The 22,283-nt window shown below is 61.8% G+C and carries 20 protein-coding genes; 12 read left to right on the forward strand and 8 right to left on the reverse strand.

From position 1 onward, the window contains the following. Positions 1 to 14 precede the first annotated feature (14 nt). The 5 genes from CQ12_RS37465 to CQ12_RS37485 all read left to right on the forward strand — a co-directional run bounded on the left by CQ12_RS37465 (position 15) and on the right by CQ12_RS37485 (position 4,700). Positions 15 to 1,229, forward strand: a complete 1,215-nt coding sequence (locus CQ12_RS37465) for a CaiB/BaiF CoA transferase family protein (protein WP_057840243.1) — start codon at positions 15 to 17, stop codon at positions 1,227 to 1,229. Continuing rightward, positions 1,226 to 2,002, forward strand: a complete 777-nt coding sequence (locus tag CQ12_RS37470; RefSeq protein WP_057840244.1) for an enoyl-CoA hydratase/isomerase family protein — start codon at positions 1,226 to 1,228, stop codon at positions 2,000 to 2,002. Before CQ12_RS37465 ends, CQ12_RS37470 begins: the two co-directional genes overlap by 4 nt. Further along, positions 2,002 to 2,457, forward strand: coding sequence for a MaoC family dehydratase (locus CQ12_RS37475; RefSeq protein ID WP_057840245.1), 456 nt, complete (start codon positions 2,002 to 2,004; stop codon positions 2,455 to 2,457). The genes CQ12_RS37470 and CQ12_RS37475 overlap by 1 nt, the downstream gene beginning before the upstream one ends. Before the next feature lie 4 nt (positions 2,458 to 2,461). Beyond that, on the forward strand, positions 2,462 to 3,319 hold the full coding sequence (locus tag CQ12_RS37480; RefSeq protein WP_057840246.1) for an HpcH/HpaI aldolase/citrate lyase family protein: 858 nt from the start codon (positions 2,462 to 2,464) through the stop codon (positions 3,317 to 3,319). 148 nt (positions 3,320 to 3,467) lie between these two features. Continuing rightward, positions 3,468 to 4,700 (forward strand): acetyl-CoA C-acetyltransferase, encoded by a 1,233-nt coding sequence (locus CQ12_RS37485; protein ID WP_057840326.1) that lies wholly within the window; start codon positions 3,468 to 3,470, stop codon positions 4,698 to 4,700. Positions 4,701 to 4,707: 7 nt separating this feature from the next. On the opposite strand, the gene CQ12_RS37490 is transcribed toward CQ12_RS37485, so the two are convergent. From CQ12_RS37490 to CQ12_RS37500, 3 genes are read right to left on the reverse strand one after another with little or no spacing between them, the layout of a single operon-like run. After that, positions 4,708 to 6,297 carry an ATP-binding protein gene (locus CQ12_RS37490; protein WP_057840327.1) on the reverse strand — a complete coding sequence of 530 codons (1,590 nt, stop codon included), beginning with the start codon at positions 6,295 to 6,297 and terminating at the stop codon, positions 4,708 to 4,710. Next, complete coding sequence (locus CQ12_RS37495) at positions 6,297 to 7,001, reverse strand: response regulator transcription factor (protein ID WP_057840247.1); 705 nt, start codon at positions 6,999 to 7,001, stop codon at positions 6,297 to 6,299. Before CQ12_RS37495 ends, CQ12_RS37490 begins: the two co-directional genes overlap by 1 nt. Positions 7,002 to 7,035: 34 nt before the next feature. Further along, positions 7,036 to 8,526, reverse strand: coding sequence for a DUF4153 domain-containing protein (locus CQ12_RS37500; protein ID WP_057840248.1), 1,491 nt, complete (start codon positions 8,524 to 8,526; stop codon positions 7,036 to 7,038). 296 nt (positions 8,527 to 8,822) lie between these two features. Between CQ12_RS37500 and CQ12_RS37505 the strand changes: the two genes are divergently transcribed. Continuing rightward, positions 8,823 to 10,124 carry a glycoside hydrolase family 3 N-terminal domain-containing protein gene (locus tag CQ12_RS37505; protein WP_057840249.1) on the forward strand — a complete coding sequence of 434 codons (1,302 nt, stop codon included), beginning with the start codon at positions 8,823 to 8,825 and terminating at the stop codon, positions 10,122 to 10,124. A 31-nt stretch (positions 10,125 to 10,155) separates the two neighbouring features. Here the strand turns inward: CQ12_RS37505 and CQ12_RS37510 are convergent, their stop codons facing one another. The 3 genes from CQ12_RS37510 to CQ12_RS37520 all read right to left on the reverse strand — a co-directional run bounded on the left by CQ12_RS37510 (position 10,156) and on the right by CQ12_RS37520 (position 12,581). After that, a complete protein-coding gene (locus CQ12_RS37510; protein ID WP_057840250.1) occupies positions 10,156 to 11,343 on the reverse strand; it encodes an OpgC domain-containing protein in 1,188 nt (395 codons plus the stop codon). Between the two features lie 156 nt (positions 11,344 to 11,499). Then, positions 11,500 to 11,775, reverse strand: a complete 276-nt coding sequence (locus CQ12_RS37515) for a hypothetical protein (protein ID WP_057840251.1) — start codon at positions 11,773 to 11,775, stop codon at positions 11,500 to 11,502. Positions 11,776 to 11,942: 167 nt separating this feature from the next. Beyond that, on the reverse strand, positions 11,943 to 12,581 hold the full coding sequence (locus CQ12_RS37520) for a S24 family peptidase (protein WP_057840328.1): 639 nt from the start codon (positions 12,579 to 12,581) through the stop codon (positions 11,943 to 11,945). A gap of 131 nt (positions 12,582 to 12,712) precedes the next feature. Between CQ12_RS37520 and CQ12_RS37525 the strand changes: the two genes are divergently transcribed. Then, positions 12,713 to 13,414, forward strand: coding sequence for a GcrA family cell cycle regulator (locus CQ12_RS37525; RefSeq protein WP_057840252.1), 702 nt, complete (start codon positions 12,713 to 12,715; stop codon positions 13,412 to 13,414). A gap of 47 nt (positions 13,415 to 13,461) precedes the next feature. Then, entirely contained in the window at positions 13,462 to 14,037 is a 576-nt protein-coding gene (locus tag CQ12_RS37530; RefSeq protein WP_057840253.1) for a DUF6456 domain-containing protein, read from the forward strand. On the opposite strand, the gene bamA is transcribed toward CQ12_RS37530, so the two are convergent. Next, a complete protein-coding gene (gene bamA / locus CQ12_RS37535) occupies positions 14,018 to 16,282 on the reverse strand; it encodes an outer membrane protein assembly factor BamA (RefSeq protein ID WP_057840254.1) in 2,265 nt (754 codons plus the stop codon). The two genes, CQ12_RS37530 and bamA, sit on opposite strands and share 20 nt — an antisense overlap. A gap of 326 nt (positions 16,283 to 16,608) precedes the next feature. On the opposite strand from bamA, the gene CQ12_RS37540 reads away from it, so the two are divergent. Continuing rightward, positions 16,609 to 17,661: a hypothetical protein gene (locus tag CQ12_RS37540; RefSeq protein ID WP_057840329.1), complete on the forward strand. Its 1,053-nt coding sequence runs from the start codon at positions 16,609 to 16,611 to the stop codon at positions 17,659 to 17,661. A 21-nt stretch (positions 17,662 to 17,682) separates the two neighbouring features. On the opposite strand, the gene CQ12_RS37545 is transcribed toward CQ12_RS37540, so the two are convergent. After that, positions 17,683 to 19,239 (reverse strand): winged helix-turn-helix domain-containing tetratricopeptide repeat protein, encoded by a 1,557-nt coding sequence (locus CQ12_RS37545; RefSeq protein ID WP_057840330.1) that lies wholly within the window; start codon positions 19,237 to 19,239, stop codon positions 17,683 to 17,685. A 141-nt stretch (positions 19,240 to 19,380) separates the two neighbouring features. Here CQ12_RS37545 and mddA point away from each other — a divergent pair, with 141 nt between their 5' ends. From mddA to CQ12_RS37560, 3 genes are all read left to right on the forward strand, one after another. Further along, positions 19,381 to 20,157: a methanethiol S-methyltransferase gene (gene mddA / locus CQ12_RS37550; protein ID WP_057840255.1), complete on the forward strand. Its 777-nt coding sequence runs from the start codon at positions 19,381 to 19,383 to the stop codon at positions 20,155 to 20,157. Between the two features lie 36 nt (positions 20,158 to 20,193). Further along, positions 20,194 to 20,616 carry a GFA family protein gene (locus tag CQ12_RS37555; RefSeq protein WP_057840256.1) on the forward strand — a complete coding sequence of 141 codons (423 nt, stop codon included), beginning with the start codon at positions 20,194 to 20,196 and terminating at the stop codon, positions 20,614 to 20,616. A gap of 322 nt (positions 20,617 to 20,938) precedes the next feature. After that, positions 20,939 to 22,201, forward strand: a complete 1,263-nt coding sequence (locus CQ12_RS37560) for a CaiB/BaiF CoA transferase family protein (protein ID WP_057840257.1) — start codon at positions 20,939 to 20,941, stop codon at positions 22,199 to 22,201. Positions 22,202 to 22,283 lie beyond the last annotated feature (82 nt).

Here is a 22,283-nt window from a genome sequence, read left to right on the forward strand (position 1 = left end):
ACCCGGGGGACGAAATGGCCATCGAACGCAAGTTATCGCCGACGCATGAGGCGCCGTATCGCGGCCTGCGCGTGCTGGATTTCGGGCAGGGCATCGCCTCGCCCTATTGCGCGATGCTGCTTGGCGTGTACGGGGCCGATGTCATCAAGGTTGAGCCACCGGAGGGCGACTGGTCGCGTTTTCTCGGCACGACCTATGGAAGCCATACCACGCTGTCGGCGGTCTATAACCGCGGCAAGCGCAGCCTTTGCCTCGACATGAAGCACAAGGAAGGGATTGCCATCGCCCGAAGGCTGGCGAGGGATTGCGACGTGCTGATCGAAGGCTTTCGGCCGGGCGTCGCCGCGCGGCTCGGGATCGGTTACGAGGAGTTGTCGCGCGACAATCCGGGGCTGATCTACCTGTCGGTCAGCGCGTTCGGGCAGAGCGGTCCCTATTCGAAACGGCCTGGCTCCGATTCCGTGGCGCAGGCCTTCTCCGGCTTTGTATCGATCAACGTCGGCAACGACGGCACTCCACACCGGGCCGGCACCACGATCTCGGACGTCGTGACCGGCGTCTATGCCTTCCAGGCGATCGCGACGACGCTGTTCGCGCGCGCAACCGTCGGCACCGGGCGCTGGATCGATGTCAATCTCTGCCAGTCGACGTCCGCGCTGCTGGGCCACAAGGTCGCCGAACATATTCTGGAAGGCGGTGCGCCGCGCGCGCTCAACGTTCCGGCGGGCTCATACCAGACGGCCGACGGCTGGATGATGGTCACGCTGGTGAACGAGCCGCAATACAAGCGCCTGTGCGCGGCGATCGGCCGCGACGATCTCGCCACTGATCCGCGCTTTGCCGATTTTGCGCGACGCGCCGACGCCGTGGATGCACTGATCCCGCAGTTGCGGGGGGTGTTTTTGACGGAGCCGACGGATGCGTGGCTTGCCCGGCTGCATGCTGCCGATCTCATTGCCGAACGGATACTCAATCCCGGAGAATGGCTCCGCAACGTCCATGTCGAGGCGACGAGGGCAGCGGTATGCCAGGACACGCCGGGCATGGGTGCGGTGTACTCACCGCGGACGCCGGGCATTGCGAGCTTTTCCGAGGATGACTTGTGCCCCGCACCTGATATAGGCCAGGACAGTTACGAGGTGCTGCTCGAAGCGGGTTTCGAGCGCTGCGCCATCGATGATCTGGTTGAGGCCGGCGCAGTGCGTCAGGCCAGGGGAGGCAAGGCATGAGCATCGATCTCGTTCGTTATTCCGTTTCGGGAAATATTGCCGAGATCATGCTGGATCGAGGGCCGGTCAATGCGCTCAGCATGGACCTGATCGACGCACTGCTGGCGGCGCTGGCAAAGGCGAGAGACGACGAAGCGGTGCGAGCCGTCATCATCGGCAGTGCGCATAAGGTGTTTTGTGCCGGCCTCGATCTCGACATCGTCCGTGGCAAACCCGGGATCGAGACCAAGAAATTCCTCGAACGGTTGTATTTCGCACTCAACGATACGCAGTATCGCATGGGCAAGCCGACCATCGCCGCCGTGGACGGCGCGGTGCGGGCCGGCGGCATGACGATCGCAATTTCCTGCGACATGATCATTGCTGGCGACGCCTGTACCTTTGGCTATCCGGAGATCGATGTCGGTTTGATTCCGGCCATTCACTTCGTGCAACTGCCGCGGCTGGTCGGCAAGCACCAGGCGTTCGGCCCGCTGTTTCTGGGCGAACCTTTCGATGCCGCGACCGCTTTTCGCATGGGCCTGCTCAGCGAAGTGGTGCCGAAGGGCACCGCGCTTGAGCGTGCGCGGGAGATTGCGCGCAAGCTCACCACCAAATCACCCGTTGTCATGAAAATCGGGCGCGATGCCTTCATGCGGGCCGTCGATGCCGATTTCCGCCGCTCGGTCGAGAACGCTGCAGAGAGCTTTGCGCTCGTCGCCACGACTGAGGATTGTCAGGAAGGCCTGAATGCGTTTGTCGAAAAGCGGACGCCAAACTACAGGGGGCGGTGATGGCGGGATTGTATTTTGAAGAATTCGAGGTCGGCCGGGAATTCCATCACGAGTTCAGCCGCACGGTGACCGAGATGGACAACACCATGTTCAGCCTGCTGACCATGAACCCGCAGCCGCTGCATATCGATGCCCATTTTTCTGAAGGCACCGAGTTCGGGCAACGGCTGTTCAACAGTATCTATACGCTCGGCATCATGATCGGCATGAGCGTCTACGATACGACGCTCGGCACCACGATCGGCAATCTCGGCATGACCGACGTCAAGTTTCCCAAGCCGGTGTTCCACGGCGATACGCTGAAGGCGCATACCAGGATCATTTCGAAACGCGAGAGCAAGTCGAGGCCGAACCAGGGCATCGTGGAATTCGAGCACACCATGACCAATCAGCGCGGCGAGGTGGTGGCAAGCTGCCGCCGCACCGGCCTGATGCACTGCAAGCCGAAGGCGTGAGGCGATGCGATCGTTCCTGTTCGTTCCCGGCGACAGTCAGCGCAAGTTCGAAAGCGCGAAGAAGACCGCAGCCGACGCGCTGATCCTCGACCTCGAGGATTCGATTGCGCCGGACGAGAAGGTCGGTGCGCGACGTACGGTGCGCGAGATGCTCGACGTCCGGAAGCCGGACCAGAAGATGTATGTCCGCGTCAATGCGCTCGACACCGGAATGACGCTTGGCGATCTTGCGGCCGTCATGCCCGGCCGACCGGACGGGATCGTGCTGCCGAAATGCGCCGGCGCCGCCGACGTCAACCGTCTCTCGCTCTATCTCGATGCCTTCGAGGCCGCGGCCGGGATCGAACAGGGCACGACGCGAATAGTCACAGTGGCGACGGAGACAGCGAGGGCCGTGCTCAAGCTGCTCGATTTCGAGAGCATGAGCCCGCGGCTGTGGGGCATGATGTGGGGCGCCGAGGATCTCGCGGCCTCGCTCGGCGCGTCGCGAAACCGGACCGCCGGCCGCTTTCACGGGCCGCTCCTGCTGGCGCGCGACCTCTGCCTGATCAGCGCGGCTGCGGCCGGCGTTGTCGCGATCGATACCATCGCGACCGATATCAATGATCTGGATGCGGTACGGGAAGAGGCGATCGCGGCAAGGCAGGACGGGTTCCTGGCCAAGGCGGTGATCCATCCCAAGCATGTCGACGTCGTCAATGCCGCCTTCATGCCGACGGATGAGGAAATCACCTGGTCGGAGAAGGTCGTCAAAGCGTTCAACGACAATCCGACGTCGGGTGTCGTGAAGATCGACGGCAAGATGATCGACAAGCCGCATCTGCGCGCCGCGGAGAAGATCCTGGCGCTGCGCGGGCGGTAGTGACGTAATGATGATGTAGCCCGGATGAGCCAACGGGTCGCGCGAATGCGCGCCCCGTTGGCTCATCCGGGCTACGAGTTCACTGACCAGATTGACTTTGCTGCTTGATCGGCAGCAAATGCGGCAAAGCAACAAGAAGGAAAATACCATGGTTGACGCGCTGATCATCGACGCATGCAGGACGCCGCGAGGCATCGGCAAAGCCGGCAAGGGCGCCTTGTCGGGCATCCATCCGCAGCAGCTCGGCGCAACGGTATTGCGCGCGCTGGCCGATCGGACCGGCATCAATACCGCAGACGTCGACGACATCGTCTGGGGCACCAGCTCACAACGTGGCCAGCAGAGCGGCGATCTCGGGCGTATGTCGGCGCTCGACGCCGGCTATGACGACCGCGCCAGCGCAGTGACGCTGGACCGGTTCTGCGGCTCCGGCATCACCAGCGTCAACATGGCGGCCAATTCGATCATGTCGGGTTCGGAGGATCTTGTGATCGCCGGCGGCACCGAGATGATGTCGATGGAGGGCCGGCGCGGCGAGGGGCCGTTCATGATGGACAACGGCAATCTCCGCCTGCGTGTGCGGCATCCGCAATCGCATCAGGGCGTCTGCGCCGATGCGGTGGCGACGCTCGAAGGCATCACGCGGCAGGACGTCGATGAGCTCGGTCTCGAAAGCCAGAAGCGGGCGGCTGCGGCCATCAAAGGCGGGCATTTCGACAAGAGCCTCGTGCCTGTTTATCGCGAGGACGGCAGCCTCGCGCTCGATCGGGAAGAATATCCGCGGCCGCAAACCACGCTCGAGGGGCTGGCCGGGCTGAAGCCGGCGTTTCCGGCCATTGCGGATTATGCGCTCGACGACAAGGGCACGACCTATCGCAAGCTCATCCTGGACAAGTATCCCGATCTCGACATCAACTTTGTGCATCACGCCGGTAATTCCTCCGGCGTCGTCGACGGCTCGGCGGCCATCCTGCTGGCGTCGCCGGGTTACGCCAAGGCTCATGGCCTGAAACCGAGGGCCCGCGTCGTTGCGATGGCGAACATGGGCGACTCCCCGACCCTGATGTTGAATGCGCCGGTGCCGGCTGCCCGCAAAGTGTTGGCCAAGGCGGGTCTCACGCTCGACGACATCGACCTGTTCGAGATCAACGAAGCCTTTGCCGTCGTCGCCGAAAAATTCATCCGCGACCTCAAGCTTGATCGCGAGAAGGTCAACGTCAATGGCGGCTCGATCGCGCTTGGCCATCCCATCGGTGCGACCGGCTCCATCCTGATCGGTACCGTGCTCGACGAGCTGGAGCGGCGCGATCTCAAGCGCGGGCTGGTGACGATGTGCGCCGCCGGCGGCATGGCGCCAGCTATCATTATCGAGCGCGTCTGACGGAAGACTAGGCGGCCGGAAACTCGAGTTCGAACGCCACGCCCTTCTCGGACGGCAGGAGCCGGATCGATCCGCCATGGCTGGTCATGATCGCCTGGACGATCGAGAGCCCCATTCCCGTGCCGCCGGTATCGCGGCGCGTGGTGAAGAAGGCGTCGAAGATCTTCTCGCGGTTCGCTTCGGATATGGGATCGCCGTCGTTGCTGACGGTCATTCTGACGGAGGCGTTTTCCGCGGCGGCTTCCAGCCGCACGCTCCTTGCGTTGTGACGGATGGCGTTGTCGGTCAGATGCGACAACACGATCAGCGCTTTTTCGCTGGACATCCCGATCGAGCGCTCGAGGTCGCCGGTGGCCTCGATCGCCCGGGTCGGGAACCGGCTCTTCAGTCCGCCTATCACTTGAGATAGTTCGGTTTGCTCATTCTGCGGTGCGGTTTCGGCGCGCGCCAGTTCGCGTAAGCGCTGGGTCATGGCTTCCAGGCGCCCGGTGTCACCTAGAATGTTCGATATGAAATTCTTCTGCTCCATCCGCGTGAGCGTGTCGGACTTGCTTTGCAGGGAATCCAGCAGGAGTTCAGCGGCACCCTTGATCGACGTCAGCGGCGACTTCAATTCATGGGTAAGGTGCGACGAAAACGTCGCGATGTAATCCGACCGCCGCGACAATTGCTCCGCCATGTCGAGGAAGCTGTGCGACAACTGGGCGAACTCGCGCGTGCCGTAATGGGCGAGCGGTCTAAACGCATCGCGGTCGCCGCGGCTGATGCGCGCGGCGCGATCGACCAGTTCGCGCATCGGGCGGGTGATGGTCCGGGAGAAAACCAGGCCGATGATGATCGTCGCGACAATGACCGCAAGTCCCGCCAGGATAAACTTGCCGCGCTCCTGATAGAGATGGTCGAAGATGTTGCTCGGCGTCCTCGACGTATAGACCACGCCTGCGACGCGGTTGTTGACGACGACTGGCATGGCCGAGAATACGTGGACGCCGACGCCGCGGCTGATCGAGTAGATCGGAGGCGGCGGCTTGTCAGGTTTGCGAATGCGCAAGGCTGCCCGGTATTGTCCCTGAAGCGCGGTGGCGATCTCCTCGATATGGGCGAGCGATTGGCCGACCTCGTCGCGGCCGGCAATCACGACGCCGCGGGGATCGAGGATGCGAAAACCGGCCAGCGTGACCTTCTGGGTTTCCCGGATGATCGGCATCAGCCGCGCGCCGATCTCGACATAGGGCTGCGACGCGGGCGCGCTTGCCGGAAGCGCATCGGGCCGCCGCCGAAGCAGGTCGGCGCCGGCGGCGAGATCGAGCGCGGGCCGGATCGGCGTGAGCTCGTCTTCCCGGCCTGCTCGGGCCTCGGGCGGAATTTCAGCGCCGAGCGTAATTCCGGCACCGAGACGGGATTCCACTTCCCGCGCATAGACGGCGGCGAGCACCCGGCTTTGCGCGATCAGCTCCGCCTGGGTTTGGTGAATGAGCTGGTTGTCATAGAGGCGGAAGAAGAACAGCCCGACCAGCGGCAGCGTCGCCGCAGCGGCGAGCGCGGTAAAAATGACCTGGCCTACCGACGGTCGCCATTTCTCGGCCCTGTGGGGCATCATGCCTGCGGCTCGCATCGTCCAAGCTTGAAGCCGACGCCGTGAATGGTTTCGATGACATTGTCGCAATTCACGGCGGACAGCTTGGCGCGGATATTTCGGATGTGGCTGTCAATGGTGCGATCCGATACCTGGATGTTGAGCTGGTAGGCCGCGCTCATGATCTGCTCGCGGCTGAAGACGAGCGTCGGCCGCGTCAGGAAAGCCCTGAGGATTCCGAACTCGATGGCCGTCAGCCGAAGCGGCGTGCCGGCAAACTCTGCGACATGCTGGTCCGGATCGACGGACAGCCTGCCTTGCGAAAGCGCAGCCTGGGACGCTTTCGCATCCTGCCCGCGCGAGGCGATGCGGCGCAGGATGACGTTCACGCGGGCGACGAGTTCGCGCGGGCTGAAGGGCTTGGTGACGTAATCGTCGCCGCCGATCTCCAGGCCCAGCACCCGATCGATCTCATCGTCGCGCGCGGAGAGGAACAGGATCGGCACATCAGACGATTTTCGAATTTCCCGGCAGACGTCCAGCCCGTCGAATTCCGGCATGCCGATATCGAGAATGATCAGATCGGGCTTGTCGGCGGCGAAGCGGGTCAAGGCTTCCTTGCCGTCGCGCGCCTCGAAGATGGCCATTCCGGCCTTCTTCAGTGCGACACGGATGACCTCGCGGATGTGAAGATCGTCGTCAACGATGAGAATGCGGTGCGTCAAACGTCTCTCCCGGCGCAATCGGCTTGCAGTTGGACTAGCCAGTGGTCGAACTCTTTGGTTGGGCATCCAGGGCGCGCTGGAGGCGCCAGTTCCGAAAACCCCAGGAGCGCCAGGAAGCCGTTTCTTTCTTTTGCTGTTCTACAAGGCAACCACGGCGGGAAACAAGGGTCGGATCGAACCCGCGAAGGGCAATAGCCCGGTCGACGGCCGGCAATGCCTGCGGTCCGAGCGACAACAGGTAGTTCATGTCGATCCACACTCCCTTGCCGCCGGCTTCGCGGCTGTGGCTGACATTGTAGTCAGCGATGATGGAGGCAAAATTGATCAGCGAACAGACGTAGAGCGTTGCCGTCAGGGTGATGAGGTTGGCGCGGATCAGCCAGGCGTTCGAGCGGTTCAGAATGATACGGGCGACGATGAGGACGAGTCCGAATGCAACCAGTATCATCCAGATGAACGCCGCGATGCGCCACCAGGTCAGTAGATAGATTTGAACGTAGAGATCGAGGCGCAGGATCGACGACATCACCAGCAGGACGTTTTGCGCCACCCAAAGATAGACCAGCGGCCGGATCACCCTCGATTGCTCGGCCGGGCCACCGGGTCTCATGGCGGCCAGGACGAAGCCTGCCGCCAACAGCGCCGTGACGATGAGGGGATAGGCGCCTCGATGCGCATATGAAGCGTAACTGATATCGGAAGGTAGAGCCACGTTGCCCCAAAGATAGATCGCGTCGAGGACGGTCTGAACGGCGAACAGCAAATTGAACAGGATCAGCGAACGAAGGATCGTGGCAACACCGAAGAAGTGATTCTGGCCCGATGGTATTCCCTGCGCCAGTGCTGCCGCTTCAGCCAAAGCTGCCGGCATCTCCCGCTTGCTGCTCCACCGGACGTGGATAAAGGGCCATACGATCGACAGCGCCACAGTCCAGAACAGTATGCGCCCGAGGCTCAGATACGAAGCCGTGTTACCCGGATTCAGCAGGCTGATCCACTTCTCGAGCAGTGGATTGGCCGATACCAGCAGAAACAAGAAGATGCCGCTGAGCACTACGGGAATGAGCCACACGGCAAAGCCGGTCTTCAGTGCCGGTAGATTGAACGCACTGATGGCATCGCGGAGAAATCTGAACGGGCCGACCAGATAGAGATCGCATAACCCCGCAGCTCGCTCGCCGAGATCGTGCCGGTCGCGATTGGTTGTCAGCAGCAGGCCTATGCCGAGGGCCAGCACCATGAAGGTCAGAGACGCGACATTGAAATCCTCGATGGCGGGCACAAGGGCGAACAGCAGGAGGACGCCGGCCAGCAGCACTTGCTTTCGGTTTAGAGTTGCGACGTTGGCGAGTATCGAGCCACAGGCTACGGCGACCGCAAAGATGACGGCCGATATTCCGATGCCGTGTCCGTAAAACAGCCAGTCGGCCAGCGCAGCCAATGCCAGAACAATTGCTGCTTTGATGGAAAGGGGGCCTTCCTGAACGGAGCCAGCATCGGATGCCGGCGTGGTGAGATCGGTCATTATCGCGCTACCTGCCTGGATGGGAAAATTGCAAACCAGTGCGGTCGCGGGGCGCTCGCATAGCCACCACCCGTCGTTCGCTAGTCTTGTCGGAATAGGCATTCGTTGATCGCCTGCTGGTTTGCAGGGCGAACTATCGGGTGCGCTTGTGCAGTTGCTTGGAGCGTCGTCTGCAAGACTTCAGGATTCTTATGCAGTTTCCGTGCAGGTGCGGTTATGCGCTCGCGCCGGCGAGGCAAGTTTGATACGGGCAATGGTCTCGTTCGATCTCCTCGCGCAAGCCGCCATCCATTCCCATGAAAATTCTCAAACGTATTGGCCTCATCCTGCTCTGGCTCGCCGGAGCTGTCTTCGTTTTCGCCGCAGCCAACAAGAACGATCCCTATTTGATTTCCCTGCGTGGGTCCGGGAACATCGTTCTAGCGGTGGCGAGCGTCATCGTTGCCGCGATCCTTTTCCGTCGCGGTTACTGGAGGAGGGGTATCGCGGGGAAGGCACTCTTTCTGCTGTGGTGTCTGCCATCGCTATCGATGCTCGGTGCACATGCTTCGTTTGAATGGCGCAAGCAGCGGGTTCTCCAAGTTGATGCCGCGCAGACAAGAAGCCTTGGGCGCCACTTTATCGTTGGATACTCATCATTTGCCGAAGTGGCCGTTCTGGCCGAGAAGGGCCTGATCGCCGGCGTCTACATCACCAGGCACAACGTCGTGGGATCTACGGCAGCCCGTCTGAAGGAAGAGATCGCGGCGCTGCAGGAGAAGCGGCGCGCTGCCAGCCTGCCACCCCTGATCGTTGCGGCCGACCAGGAAGGCGGCATCGTCTCGCATCTGGCGCCGCCCTTGACCAAGTTGCCAGCGCTATCGACGCTTGCGGATCTTGCACCGGAAGTTCGCGCCGAGAAGGCGCAGGCGTTCGGACGTATTCACGGGCAGGAGTTGGCGGCGCTCGGCGTCAACCTCAACTTTGCGCCGGTGCTGGATTTGCGGCCCGAAGCGAAGCGCAACCGATTCGACTTCAACACGCTGATCGGCCGCCGCGCGATCTCCGACGATCCGGCGATCGTCGCTGATATCGCGCAAGCTTATGTGAGCGGCCTCGAAGCGTCCGGCGTTGGAGCAACCGTCAAGCATTTTCCGGGGCTCGGCCGCGTACGGACCGATACCCATCATTTCAGCGCCGACCTCGATACGCCGCTCGACGAACTCGAGGCGTCGGACTGGATCCCGTTCAGGAAGGTGCTGGCCGGCTCGAAAGCGCAACTGATGATCGGGCATGTGGCGCTGACCTCCGTCGATCCGGACCGTCCCGCGTCGCATTCCAAGCGGGTCGTCGACGGCATCATTCGCAACAAGTGGAACCATCAAGGCGTCGTCATAACCGACGACCTCGTGATGGGGGCGATCTACCAACGCAATGTCTGCACGGCGGTGGTCGAAGCGCTCAATGCCGGTGTTGATCTCCTGCTGGTCGCGTTCGACGGGTCGCAATTTTACCGCATCTTCACCTGCGCCATGGCGGCCTCGGCCGCGGGAAGGCTCGATGCGGCCATGCTGCGCGATAGTGAGACGCGGTTGAAGGCGGCTTTCCCGGTGGACTGAGGGCGACACGTGGAGAGCAGGCCGGCCCGAACTACTTCGCGAATCGGCCTTCCTCCGATAGTCGCGTCATTGCCTGAGCTCGAAATGCCGGCTTTTGATCCTGCCGCTTGGACCACGACACATAATATGCCACGCCCGTCATGATTGAAATTCCGGCGAAGCTGACCAGGATTTGCATCAGAAGCGAATCCGGGCCCGTGATCAGGACGAGGTGCCCGGCAAACGAAAGAAACACACCGGCGCAGAACACCGCCAGCCATTCCTGACCGCATGTGATGATCGGCTGCAACGCGGGCCATCGGAATCCGGACCAGTCCCGCGGCACCATATAGGCAAAGAGGAAAGCCAGCGCGAGGAAGTGAATCACCCTGTGCGGGGCGAGGTTGTCCTTGTCATCCGGCAGAAGGACGTGGCGCAGAAGGTCCGGGATAAGACCGGCCTGAGGAAACTTCGCCGCCACCGTTAGCACTAACGCAAGGAGCAGATACAGCCACGCAGCCGCGCGCAGGGCCGCGAACTCCTGAAGTGTACGCAGCATACGCATTTGATTCGCTCCGCTTAAGGCAAACCAGGCGCCGAGCACAAACAGGAGTTGCCAGCAGAACGGGTTGAGATACCATTTTCCATCAGGAAACGAAGACAGATTCCAGTCGAACTGGCGAGCGGCCGCGTAGAGCCCGATCGACCCCGCCATCGTGACGTTCGGCCGGCGGACCAGACCGAGCAGAACGAGCGGGAAGATCGCCATCAACACGATGAGCAGTTGAAGCACATCGAGGTTGAGCGGCTTGGCCTGCAGCAGCAGGCCATGAATCAGCGTCCGGATCGTATGGTCGACGATTCCCGTGACGTTGAAATCGCCGATGAGTTCGGATGCCCGAGACTTGCGCGCGACATATCCGATCAGATCGATATAGATCACGAACAGGACGATATACGCGGCGTAGAGCTGCCACAGTCGCTTGAAGATGCGGGTAGCCGTCACGATGAAGCCGCGCTCCAGCATCATCCTTCCATAGAGGACCGCGGCAGTGTAGCCGCCGACGAACACGAACAGGTCAGTAGCGCCGCTGAAGCCGAAATTGCGCATGGTCAGCAGGCTGACCGCATTGTGGGGGACGTGATCCAGAAAAAGAAACCAGGCCGCGATACCAAGCAGCAGACAGAGCCGGAGATCGCCGTCGCGCGCAGCGAGCTCAGTCTTCATTGACGGAGGCATTGTGAATCAAGAACTTTGCAAGTCGGAGGAATCGAATCGCGACAATAGCGCGACTGTCCGCACAGTCGGAATAGACTTTGCGTGAAGAATATTTAAGCAAGGCCTCGGCGATTGAAGCGGCTCAACGATCACAATGTTTTGACGGAATAGCGAAGCTCAGGCGCGCTCATGCTTGCGCAAGTCGCGGAGATGATCGAAATGGCTGGCTTGCAGATCGGCGCCGGTCGCAGCGATGTCGGGCAGGGACGCCTCGCTGAGAATCTCGGCGGTGATGTCCTCGACCGAGCAATCGGCGATTTCATGAACGAAGCTGATATTCCTGTACTCACCCGAAGCGACCCGGGAAATGACCTCGCGCCTGGTGATTTCCGGATCGACAATGGCCTCGCGGCCGCGTCGGCCGTAGTCGATCATCACGACGAAATACTGCATGCTGGCAATCTGACCTCAATCCGCCCCCTGAAATCGACGGGTAGTATTTCTGAAAATCAGAAGTTTGTCAAGGCGAAATTCGGAAAAGCAGAAATTGTGCCGCCGCCGACGAGGCGATGGCAGCTCCGCCAATATCGCTTTGATCCGGAAATCGCGAGCCGTGGTGGCTATTTCTCCGACGTACGGCCACCCGTCGTCCTTGCCGCCTTGCGTGCCCGGGCGGCTGCCTTGTTACGCAATCGCTCGATCTGCCCCCGGGGCAGCGTGACGCAGATCTCGCCGATCCACTCAAGCTTGACGCCGGTGATCGGCTTGGCATTGAAACTCGTGAGGTTGACCGAGGTCGGGGATTTTCCGCGCTCGATCGTCTTCAGATAGCGCTCACCCGTCTTCAGGCGAACGGCGGCTTCCTCGCCGTAAAAGCTCGACAGCGGGTGGCGCTGCTCGCGATAGACCACGATAATATCGCCATTCTCGTACTTCGGCAGCATGGAATCGCCTGATACCTCGAAGGCGATGGTTTCTTCGGCGATCGGGAAGGGTAGCTTTACCTCGCCGAGGCCTTCCGGCGGCACCTGTTCGTGTTCCGGTTCGATCGAGGCGCCGGCGCCGACCCGGCCCATGATCGGCACCGAGTTCAGTTCGAGATACTCCATGATAGGGGCGATTTCAGAGGCCTTGATCAGGCGTATCCCGGACAGGATCTCGGAAACCGCGCCAGGACGAACGCCCATCGCGGCCGCCAGCCCGCCCTTGGTCTTGCCCGGCTTTTCCAGGCCCCGCTCGATCAATCTGACGTCCAGCATGGTCGAATCCTTCCGAATTTCAGGAATCATAGCAGTTCCGATTATCCGAAATCAAGCTTGACTTGCATTTCGGAATATCAGAAATTACTCGCCGGCGTCGGGCGGCGTTGACAAGAGCAAGGATAACAAAAATGGAACTGTCGAACTGGGCGCCCGAGCACTCGGACGCGCTGCGGGAATTTATTGCCAAAGGCTTGAGCTTTTCGGAGGCCGCGCAGGCGATCAACTCACGATTCAATACGTCCTATTCTCGCAATGCTGCGCTCGGGCGCGCCAGGCGGCTTGGGCTGGGGGCGGATGATCGTCGGCAGCCGTCGATGCCCGCCCAACCGGCAGATCTGCGCGACATCGCAGTGCCTCGTGCCAGCGATTCCAGGACGTCTACGCTCATCTGGCCGGTGCCGCTGTTCAAGGAGGTCAAGCCGCTCAAGCTGCGCTGCGTAGAGATCGAGCCGCGGCACCTCTCAGTGATCGAGCTGGAGAGGGAGGACTGCCGCTACCCGTACGGCGGCGACGAAGAGAACGAGGCCATCACTTTCTGCGGTCATCCGCGCCGCCCGGGTTCGGCTTACTGCACGCCGCATTTTCATTTGAGCAGGAATCCGGTGGTGCCAGCCGAACGCGCGGTGAGTTCCGTCGCGCTGCGGGTGGTTCGAGGCGGCATGAAGAATGCTGATGTCACTGATGTAGCCGACCGGCTGAAGCGGCTGCCGCGCCGACATCGGATCGCACATCTGCGCGCGCTGATCGGGCTTGAGCCGGAGGGCGGCGACATCAGGCACAAACTGTCCGAATTACTAAGCGACGAGATATCGGACGCGCCAATCGAATAGACCTTCCGGTCAAGCCCGAATTCCACTGCTTTCAAGGAGTCCATCAGATGCCGAGAGCCAAACGCCGAAAGCCGTACGATCCCGCCAAGGTGCATGACCGGAGGCCCCGCGACTTGCTACGCAACGTGGAAGTTGCGACCGTCGAGGTCGATAATCCCCTGGCGCTAGAGCCGGGCGAGAAGATCGTTGCCCTGCGTTCGATCCGCAACGATCCACTCGCTCGCCTGCATTCCCATCGTCAGATCGATGAGGCCCAGTTTCAGGCGGGCAGGGCGTTCCAGAGCGATTGGGAGAAGGCCGAGCGCGGACCACGCGCGGTCGATCCTAGCAGGGACTATGTGGATGGAGGGCAGCGGCGCGAACCGATCACCGAGGGCCAGCGCAAGGCGGTACTGCGGTTGAACCGGGCCGAGCGCGAACTTGGCGCGGATGGTTCGGCGTTGGTGCACGACGTTCTGGTCCACGGATTGACCATGGAGCAGGTCGGCCAGCGGAGGGGTCTGCATACCGGGCGCTGGAAAGACTACTTTTCAAAGCGATTCCGCGAGTGCCTCGACCGGCTGGCGCTGTTGTACGGGTTCGCGACGGAGCATCCCGTTCCCGTCAGAAGCCTCCAGCGCTGAATCGCAGAGGTTGCACGACGTCGTAGGCCGCCTTGGTCAACGGTACGGCGTAGTCGACGGTGAGGTTGCCGAATGGCGAGGCCCAGGTCAGGCCGGCGCCGACCGACGAGCGCACGACGTTCTTGTTGGCAACCTGAAGCCCTGCCGTCGAGCCGCTGTAGCGGAATACGCTGCCGGCATCGACGAAGGCCGTGGCCCTGAGGCCGTATTCGTTGGGTATGCCGGGGATCGCGCTCTGCAATTCGGCGGTCGTTGCCCAATAGGCGCTGCCGCCGACATTATCCATCGTGGTGCCGGGCGTCAGGTCGCGCGGGCCAAATCCGTTCGGGGCAAAGCCGCGCACCATGGTCGGGCCGCCGAAGAAATTGTTCATCAGCGGCACCTGCTGGCCACCCCAGCCGGTGACGTAGCCGCCCTGGGCGCGCACCATGCCGACCAGATCGCTGCTGAGCGATCTGTAGTAGCGCACGTCTTCCGTCGTCTTGAGGAATTTCACGTCGCCGCCAAGGCCCGCCAGATCCTGGCTGAGCTGCGACCTGATTCCACTGGTCGGGCTCTTTATGTTGTCGAGCGTGCTGTAGGTCGTCACGCTGCCGGGAGCGGAGACCCAGGTCGGACCGGCGGCCGCCGCCTCCCGGACGGCCAGCGAAGACGTCAGGCCTGAGCTGTTCGGCGATAGCGTGATGTCCTGATTGTAGATCGAGTAGCGCCACTGGACGCCGAGTTCCTCGGTAATGGGTGTACCGAGCTGCAGTCTCGCACCGTAGGTGGTGCTGCCGTAGGACTGGTAGCTGCTGGCATCGGTTTGGCGGCCGAAGAGTTCGATTCCAGCCGCGACTTTTGTGCCGAGGAAATAAGGTTCGGACGCGGCCAGGTTGATCCCGCGCGCATATTGGCCGTAGGTGAAAACGGATTGCACGTTCGTGCCCGTGCCGTAGAAATTGCGCTCGCCCAGCTTGATCTCGACCAACGCGCCGTCGACGGTTGAGTAACCGCCGGCGATGTTGAAATCGCCGGTGGCCTGGTCAACCGCCTCGACGCCGAGGATGACATGATCCGGCGCCGAGCCCGGCCGGTTCGATATTTTCACCGTCTTGAAGTAGTTCAAGTTCTTCAGGCGCCGTTCGGCCCGGTCGATCAGCGTCTTGTTGTAAGGATCGCCTTCCGCGATATCGAATTCGCGCCGGATCACGTAGTCGCGGGTGCGCGTGTTGCCGCGAATTTCGATCCGTTCGACGTAGGCGCGAAGGCCTTGTTCGATCACGAAGGCAACGTCGATGCGTTGCGTGGCGGCATCGCGGGTGAGGCGAGCGGTCGCCTCGGCAAAGGGATAGCCGAGCTTTGCCATTTCGATGGCCAGAAGTTCGGTAGTCTTGTCCAGGGCATTGCCGTCGAATACCGCGCCCGCGCGGGCGGTGGGAAGGGCGCGAAGCTTGTCGCATTCCATGCCGGGAACGTTGCAGGTGACGGTGACGTCGCGGAAGCGATAGAGCGGGCCTTCGTCGATGGTGAAGTTCAGCGTGAAGCCCTTTGCCGCCGGGACGTACTCGGCCTTGGCCGAGGGGATGCTGACATCGGCATAACCCTTGCTGCGGTAGTAACGCCGCAGCTGTTCCTGGTCCTGCGCGACACGGTCGGGATCGTAGACGTTACCGCCGGTCAGGAAACTCAGCATATGCGTGGCGGAGGTCTTGATCACCGCGCTGAGCTGCCGTTTGCCAAAAGCCTTGTTGCCGGTGAAATCGATCTGCCGCACCGGAGTCTTGGCGCCCTCCGTTATGGCGTAGACGAGGTCGACCCGGCCGTTACCGCGGTCGATGATCTGCGGATCGACGCGGACCTCAGAACGGCCGGCACGCCGGTAGGCCTCGATGATACGGCCGACGTCGGACTGCACGGTAGCGCGCTGCAGCGAGCCGCGCGCCTTGGATTCGATGGCGGCGGCAAGGTCGGCGTCCTTGACCTTCTTGTTGCCTTCGAATGCGACGCGGTCGAGCACGGGTGCTTCGGACAGGCGCACCAGGAGCCGCTCGCCGGCGCGCTCGATGGAAACCTTTTCGAACAGTCCCGTTGCAATCAGCGCCTTCAGCGCCGTGTCACGCGCGGCCTCATCGAAACGCCCGTCGGGATTCGCCTTGAAGTAGGAGCGTACGGTCTCGGCATCGACGCGGCGGTTGCCTTCGACGATGATCGATCCTTGCGGTGGCGGCGCGATTTCGGCGACGACAGGTGTCGCGAAAGTCAATCCGAGGGCGCCGGCAATTCGACAAGCGACCAGTCCCGATCGGGACGATCGGTTGTGTTGCGTGATGCGTCTAATCGCTCTGATCCCCACGTCCCGCGGGGCTCCTGTTGATCGCCTGAGATCGAATTGCCCGCGCGGGGCAAAAAAATGTCTGGGATAAGGTGAGTTGCAGGCGAGTTTTTCGTGAGGTGCCACAATTTCGACGTCTTTTGTTAAGGTCGATTTTCTCAGAATTGTCGCAATGCGCGCTTCATGCTTCCTCATCGAGAGCGCTTGGGCGCATGTGCCGGAACCTTGGCATGCGTCTGCGTTCGCAGGAGCATCACATGCGATATGCCGCCTTCATTGCCGCCGCGCTCATGCTGATTCAACCAGCACATGCAGAGAAGACGCCGGAGGTCGATCCGCGCGCCTCGCTCGGGGTCGTCCAGCAATGGATCTATAACTACCGGGCCAAGCCGGACTACGCCCATGTCCCGGCAGCTGTGCGTGTGCTGTTTCACTCGCAGACGTTCAAGGAGCCGGAGAATGCCGGCATCTATCTCGGCTTTATCGCCGGTGCGATCAGCTCCAATCCGGCCAAGGCCGAGCAGCTCATTGCCAGTTTCTTCCCCGTGCGGCCGGACGATGAATGGGTGATCGTCCGCGCCATCGCCTATTCGGGGCTGCCCGACTGGAGAAACGTGCTGCGTCGGGTCGCGCCACGAATGCCGGGCCGGCGGGTCATGATCGACAGCTACCTGGCCGGCAAGCTGCCGACCTTGACCGATATCCCGCTGGAAGAAGTAAAGCCCGGCATGATGGAGAAGATGCGCGGAGCCTTCACGAAGAATCCCTTCGCCAAGGACGAGCGCAAGCTGAACACGACGCTGACGTTCGCGGGCAACCAGGATTTGCTGGATACGCTCTGGGGCTACTATTTCGCGACCGGCTCGCATGCACCGATCCAGCGCATCGTGCAGATGCTGCCATGGAGCAAGAGCCGCGACACGATCGACAAGCTGACGGTCGGAAGCATGGCGCGCTATACGCTGGCAAGCTACGCCATCCGCGATGCCAGTTTGCGCGAATATCTCCGCAGCGAGCTTGCAAGGCAATCGGCGGCGGTCAAGGCGCCGCTTGCCGAAGTCGTCGAAGCGGCGGACACGGTGCAGATCGCAGCGCTGCGCAAGGATGCGCTGGCCGCCGTTGAGGAACTCAAGACCAAGGGCTCTGATAGCCGCCGCGACCTCAGCTTCTGGGGCCAGGTCGGCGTCGGCGCGGTCGCGCTCGGCTGTGTCTCCGCGGCTGCGCTGGGGCAGGTGGCGGTCGGCATTCCCTGCGTAATTGGCGGCTCGGCCTCACAGGGTCTGCTGTCCTTCTGGGAAAAGCAGCAGTAACTCAGGTCAGGTCGCCGGAGTTCATTCCAGTCCCGCGCGGCGAAAGCCTTCGAGATAATGCTCGCGATCGGCGTCGTGCTTCCAGGGTAGCTGCGTCGCGATCCAGGCGAGGGAAATATTCGGCTGGGTCCGGCGCAATTCCGCAAGTGCGGAGCGCGCGAGTTCGATCTGGCCGGTCATTCCGGCCGCGACCGTCAGCACCCGGTAGGCGCCGGTGAGATCGCCGCGCTGACGGGTTGCCTCGCGCGCCAGCGCGATCGCTTCCTCATAATTTCTGCCGACGAACTGGGCGTAGGCCGCAACGCCGTGATAGATCGCGGATGAGGGATCGCGGGGGCTTTGGCGGATGGCGCGTTGCGTCGCCGCAAAGGCATCCTCCCACCGCCCGGTATAGGTCAAGGCCAAGGCATAGTATCCCTGCGCCAGCGAGAAGTTCGGGTTGAGCTGGAGCGCCAACTCAAACTCGGCCAGCGAATGATCGAGGCGGCGCGTGGAGAAATACACGCTGCCGAGGGCGGTATGCGCCCAGGCATCCTCGCTGTCGGCGCCAATCGCCGCCAATGCCGCTTGCTCCGCAATGGGCGCCGCGGTTGCAATATCCCTCCAGCCCAGATGCACGCCGAACATGTGATTGGTTGCGAACAGGGCCAGCGCCTGACCGTAGTTCGGATCGATCGCAATTGCTTTTTCCAGCAGCTCCTGCGCGGCGAGGCTGTCGGGCCGCGTCACCCGCCAATGGTGGGACAACGCCCGCATCACCAAATCCCATGCATCGACGCTGTTGGGCGGCTTGCGCCGGCTGCGAAAATTCTCGGCGGCGTAGATCTGCGGCTCGATGGCGGTGACGATGGCGTCGGTGATTTCGTCCTGCACGGCGAAGACGTCCGTCAGCTCGCGGTCGTAATGCTCCGCCCAGATGTGGCTGCCGGTCGCGGTGTCGTTGAGCTGCGCGGTGATGCGGACGCGATCGCCGCTCCTTCGCACGCTGCCTTCGACCACGTAGCGCACGCCAAGCTCGGCGGCGACTTGCCTCATGTGCACAGGCTTGCCCTTGTAGGTGAATGACGAATTGCGCGCGATCACGAAGAACCAGCGCAGTTTTGACAGCGCGGTGATGATGTCTTCGCTGATTCCGTCGGAGAAATACTCCTGCTCCCGGTCGCCGCTCATGTTGTCGAACGGCAGCACGGCTATCGCCGGACGGTCAGGAAGCGCGAGCGCCGCACGGGGCTGTTCTGCTTCTGAAGACGATGCGGGACGCGCGTCGCATGGGCTCTTCACGTCGCCGACGAAGCGAATCCCCTTGCGCGGAATGGTGCGGATGAGCCTCTGCTCCTTGCCGTTGTCGCCGATCGCGCTGCGGGCAGCGTTGATCCGGCTGTCCAGCGTGGAGTCCGAGACGATCCGTCCACCCCACACCAGCGCAATGAGATCGTCGCGGCTGACCACGCGATGTCGGTGCTTCAGCAGGTGAACCAGCAAGTCGAATACCTGGGGCTGCATCGCAACCAGATCACTGCCACGGCGCAGCTCACGGCGATCAGTATCCAGGATGTGATTATCGAAGTTGAATTTCACTTGCCCCATCATCTTTCCTAAAGAAACAATCAAGTCCGTCTAATGAAGAGCTGAAGCGTAAGGCAAAGTTTCGTGGCCGCTTTTGCGGCATCCTGAAAGAATCAGGAGTTGCGATTCATTGCCTGTAGCGGAGCCAATTTCATGACGGAAGCTCAAGTCATCCGCCCGGCGATGCCGGGCAACGGAGCGCTAAGATTCACTGCATTTCTGTTCGGAGGTGTGGCCTATCTCACATTTCTGTTCACGATTATGTACGCCATCGGGTTCATATCGGGCTTCGCCGTGCCGAAGGCGATCGATACCGGCCCGAAATCGGGGGTATTCGAGGCAATTGTCGTCAATCTCGCACTGATGGCGTTATTTGCCATCCAACATAGCGTCATGGCGCGTAAATCATTCAAACACTGGTGGACGCAGTTTATTCCGCAGTCGGTGGAGCGCAGTACCTATGTGCTTTGTGCAAGCCTGACGCTGTTGTTGCTGTTCTGGCAATGGCGTCCAATGCCGGATCTGATCTGGAGCGTCCAGGAGCCCGACTTGGCCGTGGTGATCGCGACATTGTCGTTTGTCGGTTGGGTGATCGTGTTCACGAGCACGTTCCTGATCAATCATTTCGAGCTGTTCGGATTGCACCAGGTCGCCAACAATCTCGCAGGCCGCGAGATGCCGGCGCCGGTCTTCCGGACGCCGTTCCTATACCGCTTTGTGCGGCACCCGATCTATCTCGGTTTCATCATCGCCTTCTGGGCGACGCCGACGATGAGCGCGGGTCATCTGTTGTTCGCCATTGTGACCACGGCCTACATCTTCATCGGCATCATGTTGGAAGAGCGCGATCTCGTTGACATGTTCGGCGACGAGTATCGCCGTTACCGGGAGCGCGTTTCAATGCTGTTCCCCTGGCGCAAGCTGACCTGATCACTTCGTACTTGCCTGCAAGGAGAGGGAAGAATCATGAAACACACTGGAAGCTGTTTTTGCGGCGCGGTCGAGGTAGAGGTCACCGGTGCGCCGGAAGGCATGGGTTATTGCCATTGCCGTTCCTGCCGTTCGTGGTCCGGCGGGCCGGTGAACGCGTTCACCCTGTGGAAGCCGGAGGCGGTACGAGTCACGGCAGGAGCGCAACACGTTGCAACCTTCGAGAAGACGCCGATGAGTCAGCGCAAGTACTGCAAGGAGTGCGGTGGTCATCTGATGACCAATCATCCAACGCTCGGGCTGGTCGACGTCTTCGCCGCAACTCTCCCGACACTTCCTTTCACGCCCGGCGTGCACGTCAACTACGCCGAGACAGTGCTGCCGATGCGGGACGGGTTGCCCAAGCTCAAGGATTTTCCTGCCGAGCTTGGCGGCTCCGGTGAGATGATTACTGAATAGGGAAAACAAGCTTCGACTGAGGTAACGACGCAGCGAACGCCGCTCGCGGCGCGTTCCTCGCCAAGCCGCCGCTCGACTCCCGGACCAGCCCGGGGTCGGGCGGCGGTCCTTTGATGAATCGACGGTCCGGCCCCACCCTGCAGCATGGCTGCGAGGGCACTGCTGCGGGCTCGTGCACCGTCTTCAGAGCTATGTCAGCGGAAGGTCCCGCCCTGCAAAATCGGGGTTTGGCGTTGCCCGCCCGGTTCCGGTAAGAAAGCCTTGAAGTCGCGGCGAAAAGCCTTTGTTTCGCCAGGCAGAATAACAAGGGGAAACGCCGGAAATGACTGCCAAGCCGCAATTGCCGGAGCGAATGCCGCGCGCCAAGGGACAGCCGACTGCCCTGGATGGTCTATTGGTCGTCGATTTCACCCGGGTCGTGGCAGGTCCGGCCTGCACGCAGACGCTGGCCGATTTCGGCGCTGAAGTGATCAAGGTCGAGAACCCCGACGGCGGCGACGATACCCGCCACTATGAGCATGCGGAAATCGGCGGCGAGAGCGCGGCCTTCCTCAGCCTCAATCGCAACAAGCGTGGCATTGCGCTCGACTTCAACAATCCGGCGGCGCTTGAAGTCGCCCGCGAACTGATCGCGAAAGCGGATGTCGTCGTGGAGAATTTCTCCGGCGGCGTGATGAAGAAATTCGGTCTCGATTATGCTTCCGTCGCGCCGACCAATCCTCGGCTGATCTATTGCTCGATCTCCGCCTATGGCCGCAAGGGCGACTTCGCCTTGCGCCCGGGCTTCGATCCGATCACGCAGGCCGAAAGCGGCTTCATGTCGCTGAACGGGTTTCCGGACGGCGAGCCGGTGCGAACCGGTCCGCCGATCGTCGACATGGCGACGGGGATGTCGGCATGCAACGCGATCCTGCTGGCGCTGATCGCCCGCGACCGACTGGGCCGCGGCCAGCAGGTCGAAGTGGCGCTGATCGATACAGCCGTGTCGATGACCGGCTTTTACGGCATGGCCTATCTGATCAGTGGCGCGAATCCGGGCCGCTTCGGAAATTCACCGAACGGCTCGCCCACCGTCGGCCTCTACCAAGCATCCGATGGGCCGCTCTACATGGCCTGCGCCAATGACCGGCTGTATCGCCGGCTCGTGGTCGATGTGCTCGATCGGCCGGATCTCGTCACCGATCCCCGGTTCGCGCACCGGAAAGACCGAACCGCCAACAAGGAAAAGCTGCGCGCCATCATCGCCGGCGTTTTTGCCAGCGACAGCCTTGAGCACTGGATGGCGAAGATGAAGAAGGCCAACATACCGGTCGGCTATCTGCGCACCGTCGAGGAAGGCTTCAACGCGCCGGAAGTGCGCGACCGCCATCGTCTCAGCCGGATTCCGCATCCGACCGCGGGCGCGGTCCCCAATATTGAAACGCCGCTGCAGATGAGCTTGACGCCAACCATCGATCCGGTGGCGGCGCCGCTGCTCGGCGAGCATACCAGGGAAGTGCTCCGAAAGACCCTCGGCTATGATGAGCGACGTATGGCTGAACTGGCCGAGGCGGGGGCTTTCGGGAAGGTGGGCAATATGGCCTGAGCGGTGCTGGCCTTCCGCACCGCCGCATCTCGCAAACGAATAACATCCCTGCGTTTGCATGACGCCTAACCTGTTCAAGGCG

This window comes from Bradyrhizobium jicamae, from assembly GCF_001440395.1.
Lineage (GTDB): Bacteria > Pseudomonadota > Alphaproteobacteria > Rhizobiales > Xanthobacteraceae > Bradyrhizobium > Bradyrhizobium jicamae.

Bases quoted from the DNA above. Each gene is read 5' to 3' on its own strand.
- CQ12_RS37465 (WP_057840243.1), top strand. From the start codon at position 15: ATGGCCATCGAACGCAAGTTATCGCCGACGCATGAGGCGCCGTATCGC.
- CQ12_RS37470 (WP_057840244.1), top strand. From the start codon at position 1,226: ATGAGCATCGATCTCGTTCGTTATTCCGTTTCGGGAAATATTGCCGAG.
- CQ12_RS37475 (WP_057840245.1), top strand. From the start codon at position 2,002: ATGGCGGGATTGTATTTTGAAGAATTCGAGGTCGGCCGGGAATTCCAT.
- CQ12_RS37480 (WP_057840246.1), top strand. From the start codon at position 2,462: ATGCGATCGTTCCTGTTCGTTCCCGGCGACAGTCAGCGCAAGTTCGAA.
- CQ12_RS37485 (WP_057840326.1), top strand. From the start codon at position 3,468: ATGGTTGACGCGCTGATCATCGACGCATGCAGGACGCCGCGAGGCATC.
- CQ12_RS37490 (WP_057840327.1), bottom strand. From the start codon at position 6,297: ATGCCCCACAGGGCCGAGAAATGGCGACCGTCGGTAGGCCAGGTCATT.
- CQ12_RS37500 (WP_057840248.1), bottom strand. From the start codon at position 8,526: ATGACCGATCTCACCACGCCGGCATCCGATGCTGGCTCCGTTCAGGAA.
- CQ12_RS37505 (WP_057840249.1), top strand. From the start codon at position 8,823: ATGAAAATTCTCAAACGTATTGGCCTCATCCTGCTCTGGCTCGCCGGA.
- CQ12_RS37510 (WP_057840250.1), bottom strand. From the start codon at position 11,343: ATGCCTCCGTCAATGAAGACTGAGCTCGCTGCGCGCGACGGCGATCTC.
- CQ12_RS37515 (WP_057840251.1), bottom strand. From the start codon at position 11,775: ATGCAGTATTTCGTCGTGATGATCGACTACGGCCGACGCGGCCGCGAG.
- CQ12_RS37520 (WP_057840328.1), bottom strand. From the start codon at position 12,581: ATGCTGGACGTCAGATTGATCGAGCGGGGCCTGGAAAAGCCGGGCAAG.
- CQ12_RS37525 (WP_057840252.1), top strand. From the start codon at position 12,713: ATGGAACTGTCGAACTGGGCGCCCGAGCACTCGGACGCGCTGCGGGAA.
- CQ12_RS37530 (WP_057840253.1), top strand. From the start codon at position 13,462: ATGCCGAGAGCCAAACGCCGAAAGCCGTACGATCCCGCCAAGGTGCAT.
- CQ12_RS37540 (WP_057840329.1), top strand. From the start codon at position 16,609: ATGCGATATGCCGCCTTCATTGCCGCCGCGCTCATGCTGATTCAACCA.
- mddA (WP_057840255.1), top strand. From the start codon at position 19,381: ATGACGGAAGCTCAAGTCATCCGCCCGGCGATGCCGGGCAACGGAGCG.
- CQ12_RS37555 (WP_057840256.1), top strand. From the start codon at position 20,194: ATGAAACACACTGGAAGCTGTTTTTGCGGCGCGGTCGAGGTAGAGGTC.
- CQ12_RS37560 (WP_057840257.1), top strand. From the start codon at position 20,939: ATGACTGCCAAGCCGCAATTGCCGGAGCGAATGCCGCGCGCCAAGGGA.